Origin of the sequence: Aeromonas sp. s2, from assembly GCF_040907935.1 — a bacterium.
Taxonomy (GTDB): Bacteria; Pseudomonadota; Gammaproteobacteria; order Enterobacterales; family Aeromonadaceae; genus Aeromonas; species Aeromonas dhakensis.
The window spans coordinates 610,092-634,996 of sequence record NZ_JBFOCR010000009.1; the positions used below are offsets into that span (position 1 = coordinate 610,092).

The window sequence follows — 24,905 nt, forward strand, 5'->3', positions numbered from 1 at the left end:
ATTGTATTAATTCGCAAAAAAAATAAAGTGACCGAGGGCGAAAAACGGGAGAGAGATCAAAGCAAACGAAACATTTGTCGCTGCAGGCAGGGCTGGCCGAGGCTCATCAGGGTGCGCTCCTGGCCATCGAAGACGAAGCCGCGGCGCAGATAGAACCCCTCACCTATGTGGTTGCCATCGAGCAGCCACAATCTGACGCCTTCACAGCCGGCGCGCCGCATCTGCATCGCCACCGCCTGCCACAGCCGCTTGCCGTGGCCCTGGCGCCAGTGGTCGGGATGCAGGTAAAAAGCGCGGATCCAGGCGGTGGGGTACTCCCCCGCCAGCTCCGGCTGCCAGTAGAGCAGGCCGATGACCACCTCGTCCTGGCACAACAGCATGGGCCTTGGGCCCGCCTCCGCCAGCCGGCGCTGCCAGATCTGCAGGTGCTCGGTGACCGCCAGCTGGGCCAGCATGTCGGTACCGAGCACACCGCCGTATGCGGCGAGCCAGCTGGCCCGCTGCATCACCGTCATGGCGGCGGCGTCATCGGGCCGCGCCATGCGCAGGCTTATGCCTTGCATTGGGGCACCTGACCGGAGGCGCGGGCCTGCTGATAGAGCGGCACGGCCTCAGCCTGCTGGGCCTGCAGCTCGGCGATCCGGCTCTCGTTGCTGGGGTGGGTGGAGAGCAGCTGGGGCGGCGCATTGCCGCCCGCGGCCGCGCTCATGTTCTGCCAGAGCGGAATGGCTTCGGCCGGATTGAAACCGGCGCGGGCCATCAGATCCAGCCCCAGCCTGTCCGCCTCGCTCTCCTGCTCGCGGCCATAGGGCAGCATGACGCCGACCTCGACCCCGAGCCCCAGCGCCGCCATGGTGGCGCCGCGGTATTCGCTGCTGCCCATGGCGATGTCGGCCGCCGCCAGCCCAAGGCCGGTCAGCTGGCTGCGGGAGAGCCGCTCGTTGGAGTGCTGGGCCAGCACGTGGGTCAGCTCGTGGCCGATGACGGTGGCGAGCTGATCCTGATTCTTGGCCACCTTGAGCAGACCGCTGTAGACCCCGATCTTGCCGCCGGGTAGGGCGAAGGCGTTCACCTGCTTGGAGTCAAACACCACCACTTCCCAGTTGGTGATGCCGTAGCTGGCGGGCACCTGGGCGGTCACCGCCTTGGCGACGCAGGAGACATAGGCGTTCACTCTGGCATCCTTGCTCACCTTCTCCTGCTTTTTCATCTGCTCGAAGGAGTCAGCCCCCAGCTTGCTCATCTGCTGGGGCGAGAAGAGCAGCATCTGGCTGCGACCGGTGGGAGACTGGGCACAGCTGGCGAGCAGGGTCGTACAGAGTGCCGCCAGGCCAAGCTTGAACAGGGGAGATGTCATGGAGGTGTCCTTCACCATAAAGATGCCCTATTTTCGGAAATGCGGGCGTCCGGTGCAAGTCGACAAATCACCCGGTCCGGCGAAAGCGGTCACAGCCGGCCCCAAAAAGAAAACGGGCCCCGCGGGGCCCGTCTGGCAGAGAAAACCGGCTTACATGATGCCCAGTTTCTTCAGGTCGGCTTCGACCACCTTGGCCGGTACCGGTACGTAGCCATCTTTGGCGACGATGTTCTGACCCGCCTTGGAGAGCACCATCTTCAGGAACTCTTGCTCCATCGGGGAGAGCGGCTTGTTCGGGTGCTTGTTCACGTAAACGTACAGGAAGCGCGACAGCGGATACTTGCCGGTGATGGCGTTGTCGGAGGTCGCTTCGATGAAGGTCTTGCCATCCTTGGAGAGCGGTACTGCGCGCACGCCGGAGGTGACGTAACCGATGCCGGAGTAGCCGATACCGTTCAGGGAGGAGGAGACCGACTGCACCACGGAGGCAGAGCCCGGCTGCTCGTTCACGCCGCTCTTGAAGTCGCCGTTGCACAGAGCGTGCTCTTTGAAGTAGCCGTAGGTGCCGGAGACGGAGTTGCGACCGAACAGTTGCAGATCCTTGCCGGACCAGGAGCCGTCCAGACCCAGGTCGGCCCACTTGGTGGCCGCCTTGGCTTCACCGCACTTGAGGGTGCTGGAGAAGATGGCATCCAGTTGCTGCATGGACAGGCCCTTGATGGGGTTGTCCTTGTTGACGAACACCGCCAGGGCATCGACCGCGACGCGGATGGCGGTCGGCTTGTAACCGTAGCGCTTCTCGAATGCCTCTTCCTCGCCGGACTTCATGGCGCGGCTCATGGGGCCAAACTGGGCGACGCCTTCGGTCAGCGCGGTCGGCGCGGTAGAGGAACCGGCGGCCTGGATCTGCACGTTGACGTTGGGGTACATGCGCTTAAATTCTTCGGCCCACAGGGTCATCATGTTGGCCAGGGTGTCCGAGCCGACAGAGGACAGGTTGCCCGAGATGCCGCTGGTCGGAGTGTAATCCGGCAGATTTTTATCCACACCGGCAGCCAGGGCGCTGACGGAAAACAGGGTTGCTGCGGTGAATCCGATTACACCAGCCAGTTTGTTGAGTTTCATCCAATCTCTCCAAGGTTGCAGAACGCAGTCCATCAAAACACGGGTTAACTTGGCTCAGTGCCAGTCATCCGACCGGGGCGCTGAGTGTCATTCCCTGCCCTCTTTGGCCCGACTCCGGGGCGGTGGAAGGCAGTCATCAATCTGAGGCCGAAACGTGGTGGCATCCCGAGTGGGGCGATCGGCCGGTCGCGTTTCATTCTCTCCCTGCGCCGCACTGGCACAGGTCCGTTCTCAAGACGGCGCCAGTATCTGACCTGGCAGTGACAAATTTATGGATTTAATGTGACACTTTAATGACATGGCGAGGCTTTTGACCAAATGAAAAAAGGGCCGCCATCGCCGCCCTCTTTTCATTGCTAACCCATTGCTTGAAAAGCTTATTTCAACACCACCATGCGAGCGGGGATGAGGAAGCTGAAACGGCTGCCAAGGCCGACCCGGCTCTCGATGTCGAGCTGGCAGTCGTGGTGACTCAGGGCATGCTTGACGATGGCAAGGCCGAGCCCGGAGCCGCCGGTGTGGCGCGAACGCGCCTTGTCGACCCGATAGAACCGCTCGGTGAGCCGCGCCAGGTGCTCGGGCGGGATCCCCTCCCCCTCGTCCTGCACCGCAAACAGCGCCATCGTCCCCTGCTTGCGCCACTCCACCGTGATCTTGCGCCCCGCCGGGGTGTAGTGTATGGCGTTGTAGACCAGGTTGGAGACGGCACTGCGCAGTTGATCCTGATCGCCGCGCACCAGCAGATTGGGCTGCACCATGAACTCGATCTGGTGGGCCCGCTCGCCGGAGAGCGCCCGCGCCTCCTGCTCCAGCAGCCCCAGCATGGCGGGCATGTCCACCAGATGGGAGAGATCCACGGTGGGCGCCGCCTCGATCCGCGACAGGGTGAGCAGCTGATTGACCAGGTTGTCCATGCGGATGGTCTGCTCCATCATCACCCTGTGTGCCTTGGCCCACATGGCGGGCGGCGGCGGCTCCTCGGTCATCTCCAGATAGCCCTTGAGCACGGTGAGCGGGGTGCGCAGCTCGTGGGAGACGTTGGAGACGAAATGCTTGCGGGTCTTCTCCAGGCTGCGCAGCCGGGTCACGTCCCGCACCACCAGCATGGCCTGATCCTCGGCATAGGGCATGATGCGAAACTCGAGAAACTTCTCCTCGTTGATGGGCGAGGTCATCTCGAACGGTTCGTCATACTCTCCCTTGCCGAGGTAGGCGCCGAAGGCGGGATTGCGAATCAGGTTGCCGATGTGCTGACCGGCGTCTTCCGGCCAGCGAAAGCCGAGCAGCTGCTCCGCCAGCCGGTTGCACCAGAGGATGCTGCCGTCGGTGCGAAATACCACGGCCGCATCGGGCAGTGCCTCGGCCCCTTCCCGAAAGCGGCGAATGAGACCCGCCAGCTCGCGGCGGCGGGCCCGGTGGCGCTGCTGCAGCTTGTAGATGCCGTTGAAGATGTACTCCCAGCTGCCGCTGCCGTTGGGAGGCACCAGGCTGCGATCGTGCCACAGCCAGTCCGACAGCCGCTTCTGGAAACGGTAGTGCCAGCCCAGGTGCATGACGGTAGCCAGCAACAGACACAGGGCCAGACTCTCCGTCAGCCAGCCGACCAAGACGAAGGGCGCATAGAAGAATGCCATTCGCCACAACTGGCGCCGCCAGGCGTATGGTTGCAACATAAGTGCCTCTTAGAGACGGGTTGAGAAGCGATAGCCCGCGCCGCGCACCGTCTGGATCAAGCGATCATGTCCCGTCTCTTCAATGGCCTTGCGCAGGCGACGGATGTGCACATCCACGGTTCTGTCCTCGACGTACACATTGGTACCCCAGACGTTGTTGAGCAGCTGCTCGCGGCTGTAGACCCGCTCCGGGTGGGTCATGAAGAAGTGCAGCAGCTTGAATTCGGTCGGCCCCATGTCGAGGGCCTTCTCCTCGGCGCTGACCCGGTGGGAGACAGGATCCAGCTTGAGCCCCTGCACCTCAATCACCTCGTCCACCGAGGTGGGAGAGACGCGGCGCATCACCGCATGCAGGCGGGCGGTCAGCTCCTTGGGGGAGAACGGCTTGGTGATGTAGTCATCGGCCCCCGCCTCCAGCCCGCGCACCTTGTCCTCTTCCTCGCCGCGAGCGGTCAGCATCACCACCGGGATCTGGCGGGTCACCTCATCCTGCTTGAGCTGCTTGATGAACTGGATGCCGCTGCCGCCTGGCATCATCCAGTCCAGCACGATGAGTTCGGGGTAGGGTTCGCGCACCTTCGCCAATCCGTCGGCAAAATCTTCAGCTTCTACTGTTTCATATCCCTTCTGCTCGAGCACGAAGCAGAGCATTTCGCGGATCGGTGCTTCGTCCTCGACCACCAGAATTCGCTTAGCCATATCCCTTCTCTCTCCTCTGTGAAGATGGGTGCGCCAATTATTAGAACTTTCTGTGACACTTTTATGACTTTATGACAGGCGGGATGATAAACGTTTTCAGATTCAGTTGGCAGCAGTGAGTTGCAGCAGATCCCAGCGATTGCCACTGATGTCCTCGAATACCACCACGGTGCCGTAAGGCTCGGTGCGCGGCTGTTCACAAAAATGGACACCGTACGCCTGCATGCGCCGGTAGTCGCCCCAGAAGTCGTCAGTCTCGAGGAACAGGAAGACCCGGCCGCCCCCCTGCTGGCCGATGGCGGCCCGCTGCTCAGGGGTGGCCGCCCGCGCCAGCAACAGGGCGGAACCGGGGGCTCCCTTGGGGGCAACCCGCACCCAGCGCTTGCCCGGTTTGCCCGGCTCGTCGAGGGGGGTGTCTTCCAGCAGCTCGAACCCCAGTCCCTGGGTAAAGAAGGTGATGGCCTGGTCGTAATCGGCCACCAGCAGGGCCAGGGCGCCAATGTGTTGTGCCATGGGAAGTACCTCAACAGATGAATGGACGGGGCGCATCATAACGGGGGACTGCCCCGGGCTCCAGCACCGGGGCAGATGAGATGGCAGAAGATAGAAGAGGGAAGCATGGCGCCGGGCAGGCGCGATCTCCCCCGCTTAAAGCAACCGGTTCACTCCTGTCCGAGCCAGTCGCGCAGCACGCTATCCCGGTCCCCGTCCAGCGCTGGCGAGGCGCACCCGTAGCATACCGGGGTGGCCGACAGATGGAGCGGGTTGGCCAGGGTGGGCAAGGATTGTTCGCCGCGCTGCACCTGCTGCACCCAGCCCCGCACCGCCCCCTGCTCGAGGGCAAACAGCGCATCCAGGGTGAGGATGGGGCCGCCCGGCACCCCGGCCGCCTCCAGCATGGCACTCCACTCGGCGCTGCAGCGCGCCGGCAGCCGCTCGGCAATCAGGGCATTGAGCCGGTGGCGCTGGCGCACCCGGGCGGCGTTGGTGGCAAAGTCGGGGTCCGTCGCCCAGCCGGGTTCCCCCAACAGGGCCGCCAAGGCGGCAAACTGGCCATCGTTGCCCACCGCGAGGATCAGATGGCCATCCCGGCTGGGATAGACGTCGTAGGGGACGATATTGGGGTGGCCGTTGCCAAGGCGCCCGGGCGCCTGACCGGTGGCGAGATAGTTCATCGCCTGGTTGGCCAGCACCGCCACCGACACGTCGAGCAGGGCGAGATCGATCTGCTGACCCTCCCCGGTTCGCTCCCGATGGCGCAGGGCCGCCTGGATGCCGATGGTGGCGTAGAGGCCGGTGAGGATGTCGACGAGCGCCACCCCCACCTTGACCGGCCCGCCGCCGGGCACCCCGTCGGGTTGACCCGTAATGCTCATCAATCCGCCCAGCCCCTGGATCAGCAGATCGTAACCGGGTCGCTGGGCCCAGGGCCCGTCCTGGCCAAAGCCGGTGATGGAGCAGTAGATGAGCGCCGGCCGGCGGGCCTTGAGGCTAGGGTAATCGAGGCCAAAGCGCGCCAGTCCCCCCACCTTGAAGTTCTCGATCACCACGTCGGCACAGTCCACCAAGGCCAGCAGGGTGTCTCTGTCGCGCGCTAGATCCAGAGCTATGGAGCGTTTGCCCCGGTTGGCCGCGTGAAAGTAGGCCGCCTCCCCCGCCACCAGCTCGGGCGGGCCCCAGTGGCGGGTGTCGTCACCGCGCCCGGGGGCCTCCACCTTGACCACGTCGGCGCCGAGATCGGCAAGCAGCTGGCTGGCCCAGGGGCCGGCCAGCACGCGGCTGAGATCCAGCACGCGCACGCCGGCAAGGGGCCCCATCACTCAAACGCCTGCAGGTCGGTCTGGGCCCGCCCCAGGATCAGGGCGTGGATGTCGTGGGTCCCCTCGTAGGTGTTGACCGCCTCCAGGTTCATCAGGTGGCGAATGACGTGAAACTCGTCGCTGATGCCGTTGCCGCCGTGCATGTCGCGGGCGACGCGGGCTATCTCCAGCGCCTTGCCACAGCTGTTGCGCTTGATGAGCGACACCAGCTCCACCGGGCAGCGCCCCTCGTCCATCAGGCGCCCGGCCTGCAGGCAGCCCTGCAGGCCGAGGGCAATCTCGGTCTGCATGTTGGCCAGCTTGAGCTGAAACAGCTGGGTGGCGGCGAGCGGGCGGCCGAACTGCTGGCGATCCAGCCCGTACTGGCGGGCGGCGTGCCAGCAGAACTCGGCGGCGCCGAGCGCCCCCCAGGCGATGCCGTAGCGCGCCTTGTTGAGGCAGCCGAACGGCCCCTTGAGGCCGCTCACCCCCGCCAGCCGGTTGGCCTCCGGCACGAAGACCCGCTCCATCACGATCTCGCCGGTGATGGAGGCGCGCAGGGAGAACTTGCCCTCGATCTTGGGGGCAGAGAGCCCGGCCATCCCCTGCTCCAGCACGAAGCCGGTGATCTCGCCATCGAGCTTGGCCCACACCACGAACAGATCGGCGATGGGAGAATTGGTGATCCACATCTTGTTGCCGGTCAGCAGATAGCCGCCGTCGACCCGCTCGGCGCGGCTCTTCATGGAGCCCGGGTCGGAGCCCGCGTCCGGCTCGGTGAGGCCGAAGCAGCCCACCAGCTCGCCCCGGGCCAGCCCTGGCAGCCAGCGCTGGCGCTGGGCCTCGTCGCCATAGGTGTGGATCGGGTGCATCACCAGGGAGGATTGCACACTCATGGCCGAGCGGTAGCCGCTGTCGACCCGCTCCACCTCCCGGGCGATGAGGCCGTAGGCCACGTGATTGACCCCGGCGCAGCCGTACTGCTCCGGCAGGGTGGCGCCGAGCAGCCCGAGCTCCCCTAGCTCGTTCATGATGGTGCGGTCAAACTGCTCGCGGCGGTTGGCCTCCAGCACCCGCGGCATCAGCCGCGCCTGGCAGTAGTCGCGGGCGGCGTCGCGGATGAGCCGCTCCTCTTCGCCGAGCTGGCTATCGAGAAAGAAGGGGTCTTGCCAATCAAATCGGGTACGCGTCATAAAGCACTCCATGCCATGCAAAAGAATCATCAAAGGGTCTCTTGTGGACCCATCTTAACCACGAAAAACTTAGGTCACAAACGCCTCAGCCAGCCTCCCGCAGCGCCCGATAGAGGGTGGTGCGGCTGATGCCGAGCCGGCGCGCCGCCTCGCTCACGTTGCCGCCGCACTCTGTCAGGGTCTGCTGCACCCGTTGCCGGTTCTGCTGGCGCAATGTGCTGCCCGCCAGCGCCGGGGGGACGACCGGCGCCACCGCCACGGTCGGCAGATGCAGGTGGGCGGGCTCAATCCAGCCCTGCCCCTCCGCCAATACGCAGGCCACTTCCAGCGCCTGCTTGAGCTGGCGCACGTTGCCGGGCAGCGGGTGGGCCAGCAAGTGGCGCTCGGCCTCATCGCTCAGGCGCAGGGCAGGATCCATCTCGGCCAGCAACCGTTGGACCAGTGCCTGCCGCTCGGAGGCCGGCCAGTCGCGCAGCGGTGCCAGTTGCTGGCGCCAGCCGCAGATGCGGTAGTAGAGATCCTCGCGAAAGGTGCCGGCCGCCACCATGGCCGCCAGATCCCGATGGCTGGCGCTGACCAGCCAGAAATCCACCGCTTCGGGCTTGTGGCTACCGACCGGGGTGACGGCGCGCTCCTGCAACACCCGCAGCAAACGGGTCTGGGCCGAGAGCGGCAGCTCGCCGATCTCGTCCAGCATCAGGATGCCGCCGTGGGCGGCGCGCAGATACCCCTGACTGCCCTGGCTGCGAGCACCGCTGAAAGCCCCGCCCACGTAGCCGAACAGCTCGGCTTCCACCAGCTCCGCCGGCAGGGCGCCGCAGTTGACGCACACCAGGGGCTTCTCGTGGCGGCTCGACTGGCGATGGAGTTCGCGCACCAGATGCTCCTTGCCGCTGCCGGTCTCCCCCTCGATAAGCAGGGAGATGCCGCGCTCCAGCATCTTGAGCGGCACCTGATGGCCGTGCGAGCCGCCGGCAGCGGCCGGCAGGCCGGGTAGGGTCGCCACGGGATGAGCCTCCGGCACCAGCCGCAAGCCGCGCCTATCCCGCAGCAGTTGCTTGCCGTCGAAAGGGTGCTGGCCGAGCCAGAGCCGGCCGGCCCGGTTGGCCCCGAGCAGTTCGCCCTCCTCCCCCAGCAGCAGACGGGCAGACCAGAGACTCTGGGGCTCGAGATCCACCAGCCAGCCCGGCTGGCGTGCCAGCAGCGCATTTTCCAGGGTCATGGCCAGCAGCCGTACCGTGCCCAGCATGTCGCCGCCGTGGTGGGCCGCATCGGTGGAGATGTCGAGCACCCCGATCACTTGCCCGTCCGGCCCGAGCAGCGGGCAGGCGCTGCAGCTGAGAAAGCTGTGCTGGGCGAAGAAGTGCTGATTGCCGAGCACCTGTACCTCGCTCTGCTCGGCCAGCGCGGTGCCGATGGCATTGGTGCCCTTGCTCGCCTCCCCCCAGCGGGCACCGCTGCGCAAAAAGACCCGCTCGGCGTGGCGGGCGAAGCCGTCGTCACCGCTGGCGGCCAGGATGGCGCCCTCGCCATCGCACAGCAGCAACCGACAGGGGCGCTCCGCCAGCAGCTGGTCAAACAGCGGCAGCACGAAGCGCCGGAAGCTGGCGATCAGCACCCTGTGCTGCTCCTGGCGGGCCGACAGCTCTCCCTGGGGCAGCAAGTCCAGCTCGGCGCTCTGCTGACGGCTCAACCCCTGGTGCAGGCAGCGCTGCCAGGAGCGCTGGATCGGGCTGGCACCAGATTGAGGGAACTCGCTCATCACACCTCCTGTTCACAAACGGCACGACTGTCGCGACCACTGTCCAGAAACGGCACAGTTGTATCGCCACCGCCGCGGTCATTGGTTAACCAAGATACGCTGCCGCACCCCGTTTGATAACGTTTTTGTAACTTTTGACGCGCTGGTCAGACCCTCTGGCACGCCCCTTGCGATACACAGCAGCAACCGGGTTGCCCGCCAGCCCGGTCAGGACCACACACATAAGGATGATGAGATGATTTATACCGCTCCCGGTCAGGCAGGTGCCCTGGTCAGCTTCAAGTCCCGTTACGACAACTTCATCGGTGGTGACTGGGTGGCGCCGCGCGCCGGCCGCTACTTTGAAAACATCTCGCCGGTCGATGGCCGCGTGTTCTGCGAAGTGGCCCGCTCCGACGCCGCCGACATCGAGCTGGCGCTGGACGCCGCTCACAAGGCATTCGCCAGCTGGAGCAAGACCAGCGTCACCGAGCGCAGCAACCTGCTGCTGCGCATCGCCGATCGCATCGAGCAGAACATCGAGGTGCTCGCCATCGCCGAGACCTGGGAGAACGGCAAGGCGGTGCGCGAGACCCTGGCCGCCGACCTGCCGCTGGTGGTGGATCACTTCCGCTACTTCGCCGGCTGCATCCGTGCCCAGGAGGGCTCGGCCGCCGAGCTGGATCAGAACACCGTCAGCTACCACTTCAAGGAGCCCATCGGGGTGGTCGGCCAGATCATCCCGTGGAACTTCCCGCTGCTGATGGCGGCCTGGAAGCTGGCCCCGGTGCTGGCGGCCGGCTGCTGCAGCGTGCTCAAGCCCGCCGAGCAGACCCCGGTCACCATCATGCTGATGATGGATCTCATCAAGGACATCCTGCCCGCCGGGGTGGTCAACGTGGTCAACGGCTTCGGCGCCGAGGCGGGCCAGGCGCTCGCCACCAGCAACCGGATCCAGAAGCTGGCGTTTACCGGCTCCACCGAGGTGGGAGCCCACATCCTGCGCTGCGCCGCCGACAAGCTCATTCCCTCCACCGTGGAGCTGGGTGGCAAGTCCCCCAACATCTACTTCGCCGACGTGATGCAGCACGAGAGCAGCTACATCGACAAGGCGGTGGAAGGGATGCTGATGACCTTCTTCAACCAGGGCGAGGTGTGCACCTGCCCCTCCCGCGCCCTGGTGCAGGAGAGCATCTATGACGACTTCATGGACAGAGTGCTGGCCCGCGCCCGCACCATAGTGCAGGGCAACCCCCTCGACACCAATACCCAGGTCGGCGCCCAGGCGTCCCGCGAGCAGTTCGACAAGATCTTGAGCTACATGGAGATCGGCCGCGGCGAAGGGGCCAAGATGCTGATCGGCGGCGGCCCGGCCAAGGTGAGCGGGCTGGAGGGGGGCTTCTACATCCAGCCCACCATCTTCTTTGGTCAGAACAAGATGCGGGTGTTCCAGGAGGAGATCTTCGGGCCGGCGCTCGGGGTCACCACCTTCAAGGACGAGGCGGATGCGCTGGCCATTGCCAACGACACCCAGTACGGCCTGGGGGCGGGCCTCTGGACCCGCGACAGCAACCTGGCCTGGCGCATGGGGCGCGGCATCCAGGCCGGCCGGGTCTGGGTCAACTGCTACCACGCCTACCCGGCCCACGCGGCCTTCGGCGGCTACAAGAAGTCAGGGATCGGCCGCGAGACCCACAAGATGATGCTGGACCACTACCAGAACACCAAGAACCTGCTGGTGAGCCACGACATCAACCCGCTCGGCTTCTTCTAAGCCCACCCCGTGATCCACAAGGGCGCCTGCGGGCGCCCTTTTCATTGCTGGTGCGGTCGCGGTCAGAGCTGTGCCTGCCCGGCGCCGATCCCCAGCTGCTGGCGATAGCGCTGGGGGGCACAGCCCTGTTCGCGCTGGAACATGGCGATAAAGGCCGAAGTGGAGGTGTAACCGAGCCGCCAGGCGATCTCCTGCACCGGCATCTCGCCCCGCAGCCAGTCCAGCGCCTTCACCAGCCGCAGCCGGGTGCGCCACTGGCCGAGGCTCATGCCAAGCTCCTTCTGGCAGCGCCGCGCCAGGGTGCGCTCGGTGGTGTGCAGCACCTTGGCCCACTGGGCCAGGGTGCGGTTGTCCTCCGGCGCCGCCTGCAACGCCGCCAGCAGGGGGGCGAGCAGGCGATCCCGGCTCTGGGGCAGGTAGCTTGGCTGGCAACGGGTGCGGGCCAGCTTCTCGATGAAGAGTTCACCCTGGCGGGCATCCCACTCGTCCTCCATGTGGCCGACCCGGCGCTGGGTGAAATCCTCCAGCAGGGCCCGCAGCAAGGGGGTGAGCGCCAGCAGCTGGGGTTCCCGTGGCAGGCGCGGCGCCAGCGCGTGGCTCACGTAGATGGAGGTGTAGTCCAGGGTCTGCTCGTTGAAGGCGGTGTGGGGCTGATCCGCCGGCACCCAGATGAGGTAGTCCGGCGGCGCCACCAGCCGCTGCCCCCCGACCTCCACCACCATGACCCCGAGACTGATGAGGCTGAGCTGGCCCCAGGGGTGGGCGTGCTCGGCGCAGGCGTTGCCCCCCTGGATCTGGCTGTAGCGAAAATAGAGGGGGTTGGGGGCGGCCAGCAGGCGATCCTGCTCGGCCAGGGTGAGGGTGCCCATGCAGATTGTCCCAAAGCGGTTATGACATGTCTTATTTACGCTACTTGCATCGTTCAAGACAAGGCTAGACTCTCCCCATCATACCAAGGAGTGCCTATGCCTTTTCTCTTTCCCCTGCTCGCCATCCTGATCTGGGCCGCCAATACCGTGGTCTCCAAGGCCGCCGCCGGCGTGCTGGATCCTGCCGCCATCTCGTTTTACCGCTGGGTGATCGCCGCCCTGGCGCTGACCCCCTTCTGCCTGCCGCACCTGTGGCGCCGCCGGCGCGATCTCCGCCCCTGGCTCGGCAAGCTGCTGGTGCTCTCCCTGCTTGGCATGGTGCTCTACCAGTGCCTCGCCTACTACGCCGCCCACAGCACCTCGGCCACCAACATGGGGGTCATCGGCTCCCTGCTGCCGCTGCTCACCCTGCTGATCGGGGCCTGCTGCTTTGGCCAGAAGCCGGGCAAGCAGGCGCTGCTCGGCATGAGCATCTCGCTGTTCGGGGTGCTCTGGCTGCTCGGTCAGGGCAACCCTCAGGCACTGCTGCACAGCGGCATCAACCCAGGCGACGGCATGATGCTGCTGGGGGCGGCCAGCTATGCCCTCTATGGCCTCTTGATCCGCCGCTGGCAACTGCCGTTCGGCCCCTGGCTCAACCTCTACCTGCAGATCCTGCTGGCGGTGCTGCTGCTCATTCCGCTGGCCCTCTCCGCCGACTCCCTGGCCATTCCCGCCCAGGGCTGGAGCATGGTGCTGTTCGCCGGGCTCGCCTCCTCCATCTTCGCCGCCTACTGCTGGATGCGCGGCCTCGCCAGTCTGGGGGCGGAGCGCACCTCGGTCTTCATGAACCTGATGCCGCTGTGCACGGCCCTCATCGCCGTCATCAGCCTGGGGGAACCTATCCACGGCTATCACCTGCTGGGGGGCGGCCTCATCCTGAGCGGGGTTATGCTCTCCCAGTTCAAGCCAAGAGCCCGCCGCGTCCTGCTGGAAGAGGCCTGAGCGGCCCGCCGTACTGGTTTTCGTGCCGACGTATAGACCTGAAAAAGGGAGCTTCGGCTCCCTTTTTGCTGGTATGGATCTGGCAGCTCAGCTGCCCCGCCGCCAGTGGTAGCGGCGCTCGGGCCGGCCGCGCTGGCCGTAGTTGAGATCCACGTCCACCCTGTCCTCCGACTCCAGATACTCCAGATAGCGGCGCGCCGTGGTGCGGCTCAGGGACAAGCGCAGCGCCACCGTATCGGTGGAGAAGGCGCTGTCCGGCTCACCCGCCAGCAGCTCCAGCACCTGGCGCAGGGTGATGGCGTCGATCCCCTTGGGGGTGTCGCGCACGTCGCGCCCCTGAGGCCTCACCTTGCCCATCAACCGGTCCAGATCGCTCTGCTCGAGGGAGCCGCGCTCGCAGATGCGCCGGTGCAGAGTGAGGATCTCGTCCAGGCTCTGCTGGATGCGAAACAGCCGCAGCGGCTTGATGATGTAATCCTGCACCCCCTGATTGAGGGCCTGCTGGATGGTCTCCACGTCGCAGGAGGCGGTCACCATGATGACGTAGGCTTCGCGGTTGTGGCTGCGCAGCCGGTTCACCCACTCCAGGCCGGAGCCGTCGGGCAGCGAGATGTCCACCAGCAGCAGCTGCGGCTGGGCCGCGCGCATCATGAGATCGGCCTGGGTCAGGCTTTCGGCCCGACCCAGCAGGGAAAATCCGGGGGTGGAGGAGACCAGCTCGGCCAGAATGGATCCTATCCGTTCGTCATCCTCGATCACCAGCGTGAAAATGGGCTCCATAGATCACACCAATTGGTTTTTATTCAAGTAGATACCGAACAGGGTCGTCTGTTCGGCGGTGCGGCGCCATTCTATCACACCCCCTCGCCTGGCCACCGTCTCCTTGACCAGGAACAGACCGACACCGTGATCGCCGGTCTGGCGACTGATGCCGTAATCAAACAGATGGTCCGCCAGCGCCTCGTCCACCCCCTCGCCGCTGTCCTCCACCTCGATCACCAGCCGGCGCCCGAAGTCGTTGAGGGAGATGAGCACCCGCGGCGGGCACTGCTTGCGCCGGGCCCAGGCGGCGCGAATGCCGTTGTCCAGCAGGTTGCCGATGAGGGTGATGAGATCCGCCGACACCGCCGCCGGGTACTCCCCCAGCGCCGAATCGGGATCCAGCACCAGCTCCACCCCGAGCTCGCGGGCCCGGCTGAACTTGCCGAGGATGAGCCCGGCCACCGGCTTGTCCTCGATGGCCCGCAGCAGATCGTGCAGCATGGTCTGGCACGCCTCGCTCTCCTGCTGGATGAGCTCCACCGCCTGATCCACGTGGCCCAGCTGCAGCAAGCCGGAGAGGCTGCTGAGCTTGTTGGCGAACTCGTGGGTCTGCATCCGCAGCATCTCGGCATACTGGCGCAGGTGGGTCACCTGCATGCCGAGACTGCCGGTCACCTCGGGGCGGCTGAAGATCAGCAGCCGGCCGGGGATCTTGCCCTCCACCGCCTGCCAGCGCCCGACGAACGACTCGCCGTGCACGGTGAAACCGAGCTCGGTCTCGACCTGGGTCAGGGCGGGAGCGAGCGGCGGCGACAGCTCCGAGAGCGGCTGGCCGAGCAGGGCGTGGCGGCCGGTGCCGGGCAGGCGCAGCTGGTAAAACGCGGCGCTGTTGAGCATGCGGATGTGGCCGCGGGAGTCGAGGGCGATCACCCCCTCCGAGATGTGCTCCAGCACCAGCTCCTGCAGCACGAAGCGGTTGACTATGGTCTCCGGCTCCAGATCCAGCAGGGTACGCCGCAGTCGATGCTGGACCCAGAGCGCCAGCAGCAGACCGCAGCCCAGCACGGCGCCGATGGCGCTGATGAGCAGGGCGATCCGATCCAGGTAGATGCTCTCCACCGTCTGCATCAGATACCCCACCACCACGGCACCGATGGCGCGCCCGTCAGGCCCGATCACCGGGGCGAAGCAGCGGATGGCCGGCCCCAGGGTACCCACGTCCTTGGAGCAGTAGCTGCTGCGCTCGTTGAGGGAGGGCCAGATATCCTCGCCGCGAAACAGGCCGCCCACCAGCTCCGGGGAGGGGTGGCTCAGCCGGCGGGCGTGCTCGTCGGTCACCACCATGTAGGCGGCATCGGTGCGACTGCAGATCCCCTGCACATAGTCGCGCAGGCCCGGATCGCTCCCCCACTGCAGCGCCTGCACCACCCGGTTGTCTCCCGCCAGCACCCGCGCCAGATCTCCCCCCTTGTCCTCCAGATTGCTCTCCAGCAAATGGCGTATGAAGAGCGCCAGCAGGCTGCCCAGAATGACGATCAGGAGCAGTGACAGGCCCAGGGAGAGGGTGACCAGTTGGTGACGCAGTTTCATCGATTAGCCTTGCAACATCAGGACGCGGACCAATAGTGCGGGCGCCACCAGGTCTGGTCAATCAAAGGTGCGGGATCACCGGCAAAATCAGCCAGCCCCTCGGCACGGGCACAGAGCGCCACCGCCCTCGCCACGGCGCGGGCCACCTCCCCCACCTGCTCGATGGGGGGCAGCAACCGCCCCTCGGCCAGCGGATAGGCGCCCACCGCCTGCACCGCCGCCCGCAGCATGCCGTCGCTGATGCGCCGCGCCTTGACCGCGCAGGCCCCCAGACCAATGCCCGGGAACACGTAGACGTTGTTGCACTGGGAGACCACCCGCGCCGCGCCGTCCACCTCCACCGGCGGGAAGGGGCTGCCGGTGGCGAGCAGGGCCCGCCCGCCGGTAGCCTGCCACACCTGGGTTGGGGTTGCCTCGGCGCTGCGGGTGGGATTGGAGAGCGGCAGGATCACCGGCCGCTCGCACACCTCCCCCATGGCGGTCAGCACCGCCTCGTCGAACAGACCACCCTGACCGCTCACCCCGATCAGCACCCCGGGGCGCAGCCGCTCGATAAGCGCAGGCAGGGAATTACACGCCTCCCCCGCCGGGCGGGCAAACGGCTGCTGGGCCGGGGTGAGCCCGGCCCGGTCCAGGCAGACCAGACCGTCCTGATCGAACAGCTGCACTCGCTCCGGGCTGCCCGCCAGCTGGGCCAGCATGGCGGCGATACCGCAGCCGGCCGAGCCCGCGCCGACGATCAGCACCGGGGTATCCGCCAGCGCGCTGCCCGCCTGCTGCAGGCCCGCCAGCACGCAGGCCGACGCCACCGCCGCCGTGCCCTGGATGTCGTCGTTGAACATGCACAGCTCGTCGCGGTAGCGGGCCAGGAGGTTCGCGGCATGCTTGCCGGCGAAGTCCTCGAACTGCAGCACTACCTGGGGCCAGCGTTTGCGAATGGCGGCCACCACCTTGTCCATGAACTGGTAATAGGGCTCGCCATCCACCCGCCGGGCCTGCCAGCCGAGGTAGGAGTCATCTTCCAGCAGCTCGGGGTTGTTGGTGCCCACGTCCACGCACAGGGGCAGGGTGCGCGAAGGGTTGATGCCGCCGGCGGCGGAGTAGAGCGCCAGCTTGCCGATGCAGATCCCCATGCCGCCGATGCCGAGATCGCCTAGCCCCAGCACCCGCTCGCCGTCGGAGATGACGATGACGTCCACCTCCTGCTCCACCGCCGCGAAGATGTGGTCGAGCTCGTCCCGGTCGTGCCAGGAGAGGTAGAGGCCGTGGCTGCGCAGATAGAGGTCGCTGTGGCGCTGGCACGCCTCTCCCACCACAGGGGTGTAGATGATGGGCAACAGCTCCGGCAGGTGGTGGCGCACCAGTTCGTAGAACAGTACCGGGTTGTCCTCCTGCAGCTGGCGCAGCAGCAGGTGCTGATCAAACGGGCTCTGCATGGCCGAAACCAGCCGGTAGATGCGGCGTCGCTGCTGGGCCAGCGACTCCTCCTTGTGGGGCATGCGCCCCATCAATCCCTGACGCTTGCGTTCGGCATAGGGCAGGCTGGTGCCCATCATGATGTCGTTCATTATCTTGTTCCTTATGCCAGCAGCGAGATGAGCAGGGTCGCCAGGATAAGCATGACGGCGCCCCCGAGACGAGAAGAGATCTGGGCGAACGGCATCAACGTCATGCGCTGGGCCGCCGAGAGCACGGCCACGTCACCCGTTCCCCCCATGTTGGCCATGCACAGGCCCCCGGTGATGGCCGCCTCTATGGGGTAGAAACCGATCATCCGCCCTACCAGCGCCGCCCCCAGGGCACCACCGAGCACGGTCACCAGCACCAGCACGAAGTAGCTGACGGAGAAGGCGCTGATGAGCTCGGGAATGCTGGTGTAGGCGACACCGATCCCCACCAGCAGAGAGGGAGTCAGGTTGGTGACTACAAACTGGTACCAGTCGGCCGCCGCCTGCTCGTAGCGACGGGGCAGCAGGCCGCTCACCTTGATGACGGCCACCGCCAGGATCATCAGGGCAAAGGGGTGCATGGGGATGAAGTTGCCAAGCAATGAGCCCAGCACGAACATGCTGGAGCTGATGAAGAGCCCCAGACCCAGGCTCTCCAGCGTCGGCGCCTGCGCCTTCTCCTCGGCCACGCCAGCGGCACTCTCTTTGATCATCAGCTTGCCGTTGCCGGTCAGGGAGGGGTAGCGGCGACCGAGGCGGGCCAGCAGGGTACCCACCAGGATGGCCAGGGTGTTGGCGATCACTACCGCCGGCACCATGCGCGACAGCAGATCGGCGCTCGACATCTGCAGCGGCCCGGAGAGGATCTCCACCAGCGGCACGGCGCCGGCCCCCATGCCACCGCCCATGATGGGCAGACCGATGAGCAGCACCGCATTCTTGAAGCCGTAGCCCATCAGGGCGCCCACCAGACCGACGCTGAGCAGCGCCAGTGCGACGCCCCCCAGGATCACCGGCAGGTAGCGCATGGCGGCGTTTTTCAGCAGGGCGCCGCTCATGCCGAACACAGAGCCGGTCACCAGGCTGGCGATGAAGAAGTTGAGAAAGCCCCCCTCCTTCATGAAGCCGATGATCACCTGACCCGCCTCGACGGGCAGGATCCGGTATTCAAACAGGGCGGCGCCGCCGAAGATGGCGAGTATGGTGCCACCCCCCAGGTATTCGCGGATGGGGGTGATGCGCTCGCCGAGCTCGGTCAGCAGGGTGCCGAGCACGAACATCAGCGCCAGCGCGCCGACCATGCCGAGCGGCAGCGAGCCGTTCCAACCCGAGAAGAGGACGCAGGTGGCGAGGCCCAGAAAGATCATCATGGGCATGCCGGCAATCTGTCGACCGCCGAACAGGGCGGTTCTGGTGTGTGGGGTAGAGAGGTTTTTCATTGTTATGCTCCAGCGTGTGGTGTGGCGCCACTCTAGAGATCTCCGCTCCCTCTGTCGGTTAGCCCGCCAACAAAGGCATATAAAAACATTAAATTCTTAAACGCTATGGCCTGCGGGCAAGGTTGGCACCCATTTTACAGGGGGTATTTTGGTCCCCGTCGTCGTCATTAAATCACTTAGAAGCGCACTCTTTTGCACTTTAAAGCGGCGCTTGAAGCGGTCATTGTCAAATAACGATCAAATAACCAGCGTCGCAACCAACAATAATGGCCTGCCAGGTTTGGCTGTGGTGAATGATCACCCGGTACAAGGCAAGGGTGATCCCCTGATCAACAAAAACGCTCCGGCCAGGATCTGCCGGGTGAAAAATAAGGAGGACGATGACAGCTCGATAGCGAGCGCCTAGCTTGTTACAAGCATGGCGCTCCCGCAGGTAATGGCGGCTTGCAGCAAGAGGATAAAGGGTGCGGGCAGGCCCTGTGACAGGCTGCCCTCTCAATATGACGTGCGGATGTCACCGACCGAAAGACTATTCGGCTAATAACAATGGAATATTGGCAGGGTCAAATTCATGACAGGTTTCGGCATTTTCCAGGCTGAGTCCATAATGGCCGTCGACCACATATTCCACGTCCACCAGCAGACTCTCGATGGCGAGATGGGCGTCACCCGATTCATATCGTTCCACAGCTATCATCTCCCTGTTTAGCTGACTCATCAATATTAGTGAATAAAAAACAGAGTGCCGCATTTATATAATACTTTTTTGCATCGTCTAATTAGGGCACACATAAAAAGCTGTGACTATTTTCATGCCATCCCAATAAACGACTCTCTTTATTTCACCGGGCCCTGCCGACCATATCCAGCCTCCTGTTTCACTCAAAAGTGCCGCTGCTCCCAACTCACCCCTTCACCCATGCTGTTTGAGCTCCACCAGAGACCTACCTCCAAATTTCATAAACAAGATCGCGATCACACTATTTACTTAGCCTGCTAAATAATTACAATGCTTAGCAAGCTAAGTAAAAGGAGAATCTCATGATGAAGGATCTGGAAATGCTGCGCGAGCTCTCCCTCGCCGAGCGGGTCGGCCGGCTGCATCGACTGTGGCGCACCGTGGCCGATCTCGAGCTGGCCCCCCTCGGCCTGACTCATCCCCGCTGGACGGCCCTGTGGAAACTGAGCCGGCTCGGCGGCCACCTCAGCCAGAAGACCCTGGCCGAGGCGCTGGAGATCGAACTTCCCTCCCTGATGCGCACCCTGGGCCAGCTGGAGGAGCAGGGGCTGGTGGAACGCCACTGCTGCAGCCAGGACAAACGGGCCCGCATCGTCACCCTGACCCCGGCCGGCAAGGCGCTGCTCGACCAGATTGAAGATCGCATCATGGAGATACGCCGGGAGCTGCTCGCCGGCATCAGCCAGCGGGAGCTGGAACAGTTTGAAGATATCGTGCACCGCATCTGTGCCAATGCCCTCGGCAAGATAGGTGCGCAGAGTGAAGAGAGAGAATGAGATGACCCCGGATCAACAATTCCAACGCTGGATCAAATGGGCCATGGGCGCCTTCGTGCTGGTCTTTGCCTATTTCCTGCTGGCCGACCTCAAGATGCCGCTCACCCCGCAAGCCATGGCAACCCGCGTCGTCACCAAGATGGCGCCCCAGGTCAGCGGCAAGGTGATGGAGGTTGCTGTCGCCAATAACCAGCACGTCAAGCAGGGGGATCTGCTGTTTGCCCTCGACCCGGCCCCCTTCGAGCTGGCGGTAGAGCAGGCTCGCCTCGCCCTGGCCCAAGCCGAGCAGCAGAATCGCCAGCTCGATGCCACCCTCAACGCCGCCAGCGCCGATTTCAGCTCGTTGCAGACCCAGGCCGCCCTCAAGTTGCGGGAAGCGGAGCGTATCGACGCCCTCTATCGCCGCCACATGGTCTCCGAGCAGCAGAAGGATGACGCCGACAGCGCATTTCGCACCGCCCAGGCCAACCTGCTGGCCAGCAAGGCCCGCATGACCCAGGCCAGGGTCAACCGCGGCCTGCCCGGCGACGACAACCTGCTGCTGCGCCAGGCCCGCAACCGCCTCGCCCAGGCCGAGCTCAACCTCGCCTACAGCCGGGTTCACGCCAGCCAGGACGGCATCATCACCAACCTGCAGCTCAAGCCGGGCAGCTTCGCCGCGGCGGGCGCCCCGCTGCTGGCGCTGGTCTCCGAGCAGGTGGACGTGATCGCCGATTTTCGCGAGAAGAGCCTACGCCACGTAGACCAGGACAGCCTGGCCCTGGTCGCCTTCGATGGCGAGCCGGGCCGCCTCTATCCCGCCCGGGTCACCAGCCTGGATGCCGGGGTCAGCGCCGGTCAGTTCGATGCCAACGGCCAGCTGGCCAGCCCCACCGAGTCGGATCGCTGGGTGCGCGACGCCCAGCGTCTGCGCCTGCACCTGGCGCTGGAACAGCTGCCCGCCCATCTGCCGGCCGGTGCCCGCGCCACCGTGCAGCTGCTGCCCGACAACGCCCTGACCGGGCTGCTGGCCCGCGCCCAGATCCGCCTGCTCAGCCTGCTGCACTACATCTACTGAGGTGACGGCAATGAACCTGTGGCATAGACCCCTCACCGTCAATGAACTGCGCCAATGCCTGCGCATCGCCTTTGGCAGTACCAGCGGCTTTCTGCTCTGCAAGCTGTTCGGCTGGAACTACGGCGTCTTCTACACGGTGACGCCTGTACTGCTGCTGGGCATGGTGCCGGTGATGAACGGTCATGCTGCCCGTCAGCTCATCGCCGCCGCCGTGGTCTGCGGGCTGGAAGTGGGGCTGCTGGGGGGGCTGTTCGGCGGCCATCCCGGCCTGATGATCCCCATCGCCTTCCTGCTGTTTCTCTACCGTTTCGCCGCCATGTCACGGGGCAGCCTGTTCCTGTTCGGTGCCAACGGGGTGCTGAGTCTCAGCATCATGCTGCACTTTGCCAGCTACCCGCAGACCGATCTCAACGACCTCATCTTCAGCAACCTGTGGGCCAGCGTGCTGTCGGTGCTCATCGCCTACCTGATGACGGCGCTCATCCCCGACGTGGAGGAGCGCCCCAGGCCGGCCCCCTCTCCCAAGGCACCGCACCGAATGCGGCACGAGGCGCTACTTGGCGCCAGCATCGCCACCCTCTCCTTCATGGTGTTCCAGCTCTTCGATCTGCGGGACTCCATGTCGGCCCAAGCCACTACTCTGCTGGTGCTTTTCCCCATGCACTGGGACGGTGCCCTGAGCTATGCCCGCAAGCGGGCCATGGGCACCCTGCTCGGGGTAAGCTTCGGCCTGGTCGGCCAGCTGGTGCTTTACGACTGGTCCGGGCTGCTGATCCTGGTCGCCCCCCTGCTCTGGCTCGGCGCCATGCTGTTCAGCCATGCCCACGTGAAGGAGGCGAGCGGTTCCGGGGTCGGCTTCGGCGCCCTCACCACCCTCGGCATCCTGTTCGGCCAGTACCTGACGCCCGGCAACGATCTGGTGTTCAGCGCCCTCTACCGGGTCAGCAGCATCCTGTTTGCCATCGTCGTCACCCTGCTGGCCTGTTACCTCATCCACCGACTGCTTAACCGTTTCGAGGCCACCCGGTTCGGTTATTGACCCCCTGTTGTTAGCTCAAGGATGTGCGCCTTTCGCCCCGCTATGCCTACCGGGGCGTTTTTTTGCCCTGTATCTGGCAGCGCCAGCGGCCAGCCCCAGCAACTATGCTTGCTAGGGCAGTTGGCAACGGGAGAGAGACCATGACACACGCAACCCACATTTACTGGCTGGTTATCTGTCTTCTGCTGATGGTGGGAAGCGCCCGGGCCGAGTCTGTGCTGATCGCCGCGGAAGATGACTGGGCGCCCTATTGCGTCCTCGACAAAGAGAACGGCCAGCCGCAGGGGCTCGCACCCGAGCTGGTGAAGGCAGCCTTTGCCGCCGAGGGGGTCGAGGTGGAGTTTCGTACCATCCCCTTCGCCCGCTGCATGTACGAGGCGCGCAGCGACAAGGTGCTCGGCTGTTTCGATGCCACCATTACCGAGGAGAACCGTTACCAGTACTTCTGGCACGAGACCCCCATGTTCGAGGAGGATCTCGCCATCTTCGCCCTGGCCAGCGAACCGCGCCGGGATCTCAAGCTCACCTCGCTGGAACAGAAGACGGTGGGCATCACTCTCGGCTACACCTACCCCACCGATTTCATGGAAAACCCCAGGATCACCCGCTTTCAGGCCAAGTCAGACACCCAGATCATCGAGATGCTGGTGCGTGGCCGGGTCGACTACATCCTGATGAACGAGATGCCGGGCTACCTCAAGATCCAGCAGAAACAGCTGAGCGGGAAGGTGGTCAAGGTGGGCAAGATCTCCACCGACGGTTTCTGGCTCGCCTTCTCCCGCGTCCACCCCCGGGGTGAGGAGATGGCCAGTCGCTTCGAAGAGGGGCTGCAGAAGATCAAGAACAACGGCACCTACGAAGCGCTGGTGCGGGCCTTCGAGGCCAGGCTCGGCCTGCACTGATCTCATACTCATTAATGCTTCTTTTGACGCCTATGGACGCATATCGACGCAAGTCGGGTCGAGCGGCATTGCCCCCCTTGGGCAAGCTGTTAGGATCACGCCCGGATGACACCGATGGAGAATCAACATGAAGCACGCCAACCTTCTGCTGCTGGGCATCACGACCCTGACCCTGCTGAGCGGCTGCGAACGCGGCGCCGACCCCCTGAGCGTGACCGGCGGCGACCCCGTCACCTATCTGTGCGAACAGGGCCAACGGGTACAGGTGCGCTATTTCGCCCTCTCCGATCAGAGCCTGAACTTCGTCAAGCTGGCGCTGCCGGATGGCAAGGACTACACCCTGCCGCAGAGCGTTTCTGCCTCCGGCGCCCGCTACACCGACGATCACGAGGCCGTCTGGTGGAACAAGGGCGACGAGGGCTTTGTCGAGATGCGCGACAAGGATGGCGAGTGGCAGAGCGTCTACAACGACTGCAAGCAGCAATAAACCTGGCACTGCCATGGCGCACCGCAGAGACGCAACACCCCGGCCAGGCCGGGGTGTTTATCATTTCACTTCAACTTCGAATCTGGTTTCCACCCGAGCCGGGATCGCTTGCGGATTCTGCTCGGATGCCCGGTAGCGCATCTTCGCCAACCCTGAGATGGCGATGAGATCCAGCACTCCGGGGGGCTCGGATGCCAGGACTTCAGGGCTGAACAGATTGCCATTGGAATCGATGAGATAGCGGAGCTTCACATACCCCTTGACCGGCCTCTTCTCCGGCAGCCCCCCGACCGGACGGAAGACGCCTATGTCCCCCACCAGCACCCAGTATCTGGGCAGCTCTTCCCAAGTGACATCCACCGGAGGCTGGTTCAGCTTCACGGTCGGGCTCGGGCTGGCACAGCCCCCCAACAGGCCCAGGGTGGCCCACAGCAACAACACCTTAAAACGCACTCGACACTCCCTCTTCGTTGCACCGTTCAGCTCCTTGAACGGCCGTTCCATTGTTCGGCGTCCAGTGTCGGACGAAAGTGCTCATTCGGGAAGCCCCCATCTGGCGGGCAATAAAAAGGCCAACCCAGGGGTTGGCCTCTTGAGGTGTCCGGCTCAGCCGCGCTTGTCGCTGACCACCAGCCAGAGCGCATGCACCATGCCGGGCAGACCGCCGAGCAGGGTCAACACTATGTTGATTAAGAAATGCAGGCTGAAGCCCACCTGGATAAAGGCACAGACCGGCGGCAGGAAGATGGCCAGCAGGATCTTGAGCAGATTGTTCATCTCGGATTTCCTCGTCAACGATGTCACAGGGATTGGAATGGGCTAACCATAAACATCCCTGGCCTCAACTGCAAACCAGACAGGGGATCCGTTCACCCCCCGCCCGCCAGGCGTTGAGGTCGTGGATCTGCTGATTGCTGCTGCCGCGCCAGAGCAGGCCGGGGTCTGCCAGCCCCTGCTCGAACTTGCCGTCCACCAGCACGTCCAGTAAACAAACCAGCTCGCGCTGGGCCGGGCTGAGCTCGTCGAGCAGATAGCCGGTCCAGCACCAGATGTCCTTGCCGGGACACTCGGCACGTACCCGCTGCACCAGCGCCAGCACATGCGGCACGTTGGCGGGGTGGAGCGGATCGCCGCCGGAGAGCGACAGACCCCGCCGCTTGATGCGCGGATCCTTGAGATCCGAGATGATGCGATCGCTCATCGCCTGATCAAACGGTTTGCCGCCATCGAGCCGCCAGGTGCTCTGGTTGTAGCAGCCTGGGCACTGGTGTTCGCAGCCCGAGACGAACAGGGTGGCACGGGTGCCTGGGCCGTTGATCACATCGACCGGGTAGTACTGGTGGTAGTGCATCTTGTCTCTCGATTCACGGTTTGGCAGGCAAGTGATGATGGATGCCCCCTCATCTCCAGCCCTTCTCCCACTCTTTTCAACCTGAGCGGGAGAAGGGAGCA

General features: G+C 64.7%; 25 protein-coding genes. 7 read left to right on the plus strand and 18 right to left on the minus strand.

Annotation, left to right across the window (positions count from 1 at the left end; translation table 11 throughout):
* Nucleotides 1-56: 56 nt before the first annotated feature.
* The 9 genes from AB5Y81_RS07710 to AB5Y81_RS07750 form a co-directional block, all read right to left on the minus strand.
* Complete coding sequence (locus tag AB5Y81_RS07710) at nucleotides 57-563, minus strand: GNAT family N-acetyltransferase (RefSeq protein WP_017765749.1); 507 nt, start codon at nucleotides 561-563, stop codon at nucleotides 57-59.
* Nucleotides 551-1,357 carry a M48 family metallopeptidase gene (locus AB5Y81_RS07715; RefSeq protein WP_279484678.1) on the minus strand — a complete coding sequence of 269 codons (807 nt, stop codon included), beginning with the start codon at nucleotides 1,355-1,357 and terminating at the stop codon, nucleotides 551-553. The genes AB5Y81_RS07710 and AB5Y81_RS07715 overlap by 13 nt, the downstream gene beginning before the upstream one ends.
* Before the next feature lie 150 nt (nucleotides 1,358-1,507).
* Nucleotides 1,508-2,482: a PstS family phosphate ABC transporter substrate-binding protein gene (locus AB5Y81_RS07720; protein ID WP_005298532.1), complete on the minus strand. Its 975-nt coding sequence runs from the start codon at nucleotides 2,480-2,482 to the stop codon at nucleotides 1,508-1,510.
* Nucleotides 2,483-2,859: 377 nt separating this feature from the next.
* On the minus strand, nucleotides 2,860-4,155 hold the full coding sequence (phoR, locus tag AB5Y81_RS07725) for a phosphate regulon sensor histidine kinase PhoR (protein ID WP_005298529.1): 1,296 nt from the start codon (nucleotides 4,153-4,155) through the stop codon (nucleotides 2,860-2,862).
* Between the two features lie 9 nt (nucleotides 4,156-4,164).
* Complete coding sequence (phoB, locus tag AB5Y81_RS07730) at nucleotides 4,165-4,854, minus strand: phosphate regulon transcriptional regulator PhoB (RefSeq protein ID WP_005298527.1); 690 nt, start codon at nucleotides 4,852-4,854, stop codon at nucleotides 4,165-4,167.
* Between the two features lie 102 nt (nucleotides 4,855-4,956).
* Complete coding sequence (locus AB5Y81_RS07735) at nucleotides 4,957-5,367, minus strand: VOC family protein (RefSeq protein ID WP_026139211.1); 411 nt, start codon at nucleotides 5,365-5,367, stop codon at nucleotides 4,957-4,959.
* Between the two features lie 149 nt (nucleotides 5,368-5,516).
* On the minus strand, nucleotides 5,517-6,671 hold the full coding sequence (locus AB5Y81_RS07740; protein ID WP_279484679.1) for a CoA transferase: 1,155 nt from the start codon (nucleotides 6,669-6,671) through the stop codon (nucleotides 5,517-5,519).
* Nucleotides 6,671-7,846: an acyl-CoA dehydrogenase gene (locus AB5Y81_RS07745; RefSeq protein WP_279484680.1), complete on the minus strand. Its 1,176-nt coding sequence runs from the start codon at nucleotides 7,844-7,846 to the stop codon at nucleotides 6,671-6,673. The genes AB5Y81_RS07740 and AB5Y81_RS07745 overlap by 1 nt, the downstream gene beginning before the upstream one ends.
* 85 nt (nucleotides 7,847-7,931) lie before the next feature.
* The gene (locus AB5Y81_RS07750; RefSeq protein WP_368146623.1) at nucleotides 7,932-9,608 is read right to left on the minus strand and encodes a sigma-54-dependent Fis family transcriptional regulator; all 1,677 of its coding nucleotides are present in this window, start codon (nucleotides 9,606-9,608) and stop codon (nucleotides 7,932-7,934) included.
* 235 nt (nucleotides 9,609-9,843) lie between these two features.
* Between AB5Y81_RS07750 and AB5Y81_RS07755 the strand changes: the two genes are divergently transcribed.
* Nucleotides 9,844-11,361, plus strand: a complete 1,518-nt coding sequence (locus AB5Y81_RS07755; RefSeq protein ID WP_279484681.1) for an aldehyde dehydrogenase — start codon at nucleotides 9,844-9,846, stop codon at nucleotides 11,359-11,361.
* Between the two features lie 62 nt (nucleotides 11,362-11,423).
* Here AB5Y81_RS07755 and AB5Y81_RS07760 read toward each other — a convergent pair whose 3' ends face one another.
* The gene (locus tag AB5Y81_RS07760; protein WP_005298514.1) at nucleotides 11,424-12,230 is read right to left on the minus strand and encodes a helix-turn-helix transcriptional regulator; all 807 of its coding nucleotides are present in this window, start codon (nucleotides 12,228-12,230) and stop codon (nucleotides 11,424-11,426) included.
* A gap of 96 nt (nucleotides 12,231-12,326) precedes the next feature.
* Here AB5Y81_RS07760 and AB5Y81_RS07765 point away from each other — a divergent pair, with 96 nt between their 5' ends.
* A complete protein-coding gene (locus AB5Y81_RS07765; protein WP_279484682.1) occupies nucleotides 12,327-13,214 on the plus strand; it encodes a DMT family transporter in 888 nt (295 codons plus the stop codon).
* Nucleotides 13,215-13,301: 87 nt separating this feature from the next.
* Here the strand turns inward: AB5Y81_RS07765 and AB5Y81_RS07770 are convergent, their stop codons facing one another.
* The 5 genes from AB5Y81_RS07770 to AB5Y81_RS07790 form a co-directional block, all read right to left on the minus strand.
* The gene (locus AB5Y81_RS07770) at nucleotides 13,302-13,994 is read right to left on the minus strand and encodes a response regulator (RefSeq protein WP_005303332.1); all 693 of its coding nucleotides are present in this window, start codon (nucleotides 13,992-13,994) and stop codon (nucleotides 13,302-13,304) included.
* Between the two features lie 3 nt (nucleotides 13,995-13,997).
* A complete protein-coding gene (locus AB5Y81_RS07775; RefSeq protein WP_017780632.1) occupies nucleotides 13,998-15,566 on the minus strand; it encodes a sensor histidine kinase in 1,569 nt (522 codons plus the stop codon).
* A gap of 17 nt (nucleotides 15,567-15,583) precedes the next feature.
* On the minus strand, nucleotides 15,584-17,134 hold the full coding sequence (locus tag AB5Y81_RS07780) for an NAD-dependent malic enzyme (protein ID WP_279484683.1): 1,551 nt from the start codon (nucleotides 17,132-17,134) through the stop codon (nucleotides 15,584-15,586).
* A gap of 11 nt (nucleotides 17,135-17,145) precedes the next feature.
* Entirely contained in the window at nucleotides 17,146-18,453 is a 1,308-nt protein-coding gene (locus AB5Y81_RS07785; RefSeq protein WP_017764159.1) for a 2-hydroxycarboxylate transporter family protein, read from the minus strand.
* A 529-nt stretch (nucleotides 18,454-18,982) separates the two neighbouring features.
* Nucleotides 18,983-19,174: a hypothetical protein gene (locus AB5Y81_RS07790; RefSeq protein WP_017764158.1), complete on the minus strand. Its 192-nt coding sequence runs from the start codon at nucleotides 19,172-19,174 to the stop codon at nucleotides 18,983-18,985.
* Between the two features lie 320 nt (nucleotides 19,175-19,494).
* Between AB5Y81_RS07790 and slyA the strand changes: the two genes are divergently transcribed.
* The 5 genes from slyA (at nucleotide 19,495) to AB5Y81_RS07815 (ending at nucleotide 23,453) form a co-directional block, all read left to right on the plus strand.
* Complete coding sequence (gene slyA / locus AB5Y81_RS07795; RefSeq protein WP_010634735.1) at nucleotides 19,495-19,968, plus strand: transcriptional regulator SlyA; 474 nt, start codon at nucleotides 19,495-19,497, stop codon at nucleotides 19,966-19,968.
* A 1-nt stretch (nucleotide 19,969) separates the two neighbouring features.
* Nucleotides 19,970-21,025: an HlyD family secretion protein gene (locus AB5Y81_RS07800; protein ID WP_005303344.1), complete on the plus strand. Its 1,056-nt coding sequence runs from the start codon at nucleotides 19,970-19,972 to the stop codon at nucleotides 21,023-21,025.
* Between the two features lie 10 nt (nucleotides 21,026-21,035).
* Complete coding sequence (locus tag AB5Y81_RS07805) at nucleotides 21,036-22,064, plus strand: DUF2955 domain-containing protein (protein WP_279484685.1); 1,029 nt, start codon at nucleotides 21,036-21,038, stop codon at nucleotides 22,062-22,064.
* 140 nt (nucleotides 22,065-22,204) lie between these two features.
* Nucleotides 22,205-22,966, plus strand: a complete 762-nt coding sequence (locus tag AB5Y81_RS07810; RefSeq protein ID WP_279484686.1) for an ABC transporter substrate-binding protein — start codon at nucleotides 22,205-22,207, stop codon at nucleotides 22,964-22,966.
* A gap of 127 nt (nucleotides 22,967-23,093) precedes the next feature.
* Nucleotides 23,094-23,453, plus strand: a complete 360-nt coding sequence (locus tag AB5Y81_RS07815; protein ID WP_005303350.1) for an MliC family protein — start codon at nucleotides 23,094-23,096, stop codon at nucleotides 23,451-23,453.
* A 60-nt stretch (nucleotides 23,454-23,513) separates the two neighbouring features.
* On the opposite strand, the gene AB5Y81_RS07820 is transcribed toward AB5Y81_RS07815, so the two are convergent.
* The 3 genes from AB5Y81_RS07820 to nrdG form a co-directional block, all read right to left on the minus strand.
* Nucleotides 23,514-23,906 carry an energy transducer TonB gene (locus AB5Y81_RS07820; protein ID WP_123245534.1) on the minus strand — a complete coding sequence of 131 codons (393 nt, stop codon included), beginning with the start codon at nucleotides 23,904-23,906 and terminating at the stop codon, nucleotides 23,514-23,516.
* A gap of 153 nt (nucleotides 23,907-24,059) precedes the next feature.
* A complete protein-coding gene (locus tag AB5Y81_RS07825; protein ID WP_005343870.1) occupies nucleotides 24,060-24,230 on the minus strand; it encodes a YqaE/Pmp3 family membrane protein in 171 nt (56 codons plus the stop codon).
* A 64-nt stretch (nucleotides 24,231-24,294) separates the two neighbouring features.
* Nucleotides 24,295-24,804: an anaerobic ribonucleoside-triphosphate reductase-activating protein gene (gene nrdG, locus AB5Y81_RS07830; protein WP_201892339.1), complete on the minus strand. Its 510-nt coding sequence runs from the start codon at nucleotides 24,802-24,804 to the stop codon at nucleotides 24,295-24,297.
* Nucleotides 24,805-24,905: the final 101 nt, after the last annotated feature.

Bases quoted from the DNA above. Each gene is read 5' to 3' on its own strand.
- nrdG (WP_201892339.1), bottom strand. From the start codon at position 24,804: ATGCACTACCACCAGTACTACCCGGTCGATGTGATCAACGGCCCAGGC.
- AB5Y81_RS07770 (WP_005303332.1), bottom strand. From the start codon at position 13,994: ATGGAGCCCATTTTCACGCTGGTGATCGAGGATGACGAACGGATAGGA.
- AB5Y81_RS07710 (WP_017765749.1), bottom strand. From the start codon at position 563: ATGCAAGGCATAAGCCTGCGCATGGCGCGGCCCGATGACGCCGCCGCC.
- AB5Y81_RS07785 (WP_017764159.1), bottom strand. From the start codon at position 18,453: ATGAAAAACCTCTCTACCCCACACACCAGAACCGCCCTGTTCGGCGGT.
- AB5Y81_RS07800 (WP_005303344.1), top strand. From the start codon at position 19,970: ATGACCCCGGATCAACAATTCCAACGCTGGATCAAATGGGCCATGGGC.
- AB5Y81_RS07760 (WP_005298514.1), bottom strand. From the start codon at position 12,230: ATGGGCACCCTCACCCTGGCCGAGCAGGATCGCCTGCTGGCCGCCCCC.
- phoR (WP_005298529.1), bottom strand. From the start codon at position 4,155: ATGTTGCAACCATACGCCTGGCGGCGCCAGTTGTGGCGAATGGCATTC.
- AB5Y81_RS07720 (WP_005298532.1), bottom strand. From the start codon at position 2,482: ATGAAACTCAACAAACTGGCTGGTGTAATCGGATTCACCGCAGCAACC.
- AB5Y81_RS07815 (WP_005303350.1), top strand. From the start codon at position 23,094: ATGAAGCACGCCAACCTTCTGCTGCTGGGCATCACGACCCTGACCCTG.
- AB5Y81_RS07765 (WP_279484682.1), top strand. From the start codon at position 12,327: ATGCCTTTTCTCTTTCCCCTGCTCGCCATCCTGATCTGGGCCGCCAAT.
- AB5Y81_RS07745 (WP_279484680.1), bottom strand. From the start codon at position 7,846: ATGACGCGTACCCGATTTGATTGGCAAGACCCCTTCTTTCTCGATAGC.
- AB5Y81_RS07805 (WP_279484685.1), top strand. From the start codon at position 21,036: ATGAACCTGTGGCATAGACCCCTCACCGTCAATGAACTGCGCCAATGC.
- AB5Y81_RS07825 (WP_005343870.1), bottom strand. From the start codon at position 24,230: ATGAACAATCTGCTCAAGATCCTGCTGGCCATCTTCCTGCCGCCGGTC.
- AB5Y81_RS07750 (WP_368146623.1), bottom strand. From the start codon at position 9,608: ATGAGCGAGTTCCCTCAATCTGGTGCCAGCCCGATCCAGCGCTCCTGG.
- AB5Y81_RS07735 (WP_026139211.1), bottom strand. From the start codon at position 5,367: ATGGCACAACACATTGGCGCCCTGGCCCTGCTGGTGGCCGATTACGAC.
- AB5Y81_RS07715 (WP_279484678.1), bottom strand. From the start codon at position 1,357: ATGACATCTCCCCTGTTCAAGCTTGGCCTGGCGGCACTCTGTACGACC.
- phoB (WP_005298527.1), bottom strand. From the start codon at position 4,854: ATGGCTAAGCGAATTCTGGTGGTCGAGGACGAAGCACCGATCCGCGAA.
- slyA (WP_010634735.1), top strand. From the start codon at position 19,495: ATGATGAAGGATCTGGAAATGCTGCGCGAGCTCTCCCTCGCCGAGCGG.
- AB5Y81_RS07740 (WP_279484679.1), bottom strand. From the start codon at position 6,671: ATGGGGCCCCTTGCCGGCGTGCGCGTGCTGGATCTCAGCCGCGTGCTG.
- AB5Y81_RS07810 (WP_279484686.1), top strand. From the start codon at position 22,205: ATGACACACGCAACCCACATTTACTGGCTGGTTATCTGTCTTCTGCTG.
- AB5Y81_RS07780 (WP_279484683.1), bottom strand. From the start codon at position 17,134: ATGAACGACATCATGATGGGCACCAGCCTGCCCTATGCCGAACGCAAG.
- AB5Y81_RS07755 (WP_279484681.1), top strand. From the start codon at position 9,844: ATGATTTATACCGCTCCCGGTCAGGCAGGTGCCCTGGTCAGCTTCAAG.
- AB5Y81_RS07775 (WP_017780632.1), bottom strand. From the start codon at position 15,566: ATGAAACTGCGTCACCAACTGGTCACCCTCTCCCTGGGCCTGTCACTG.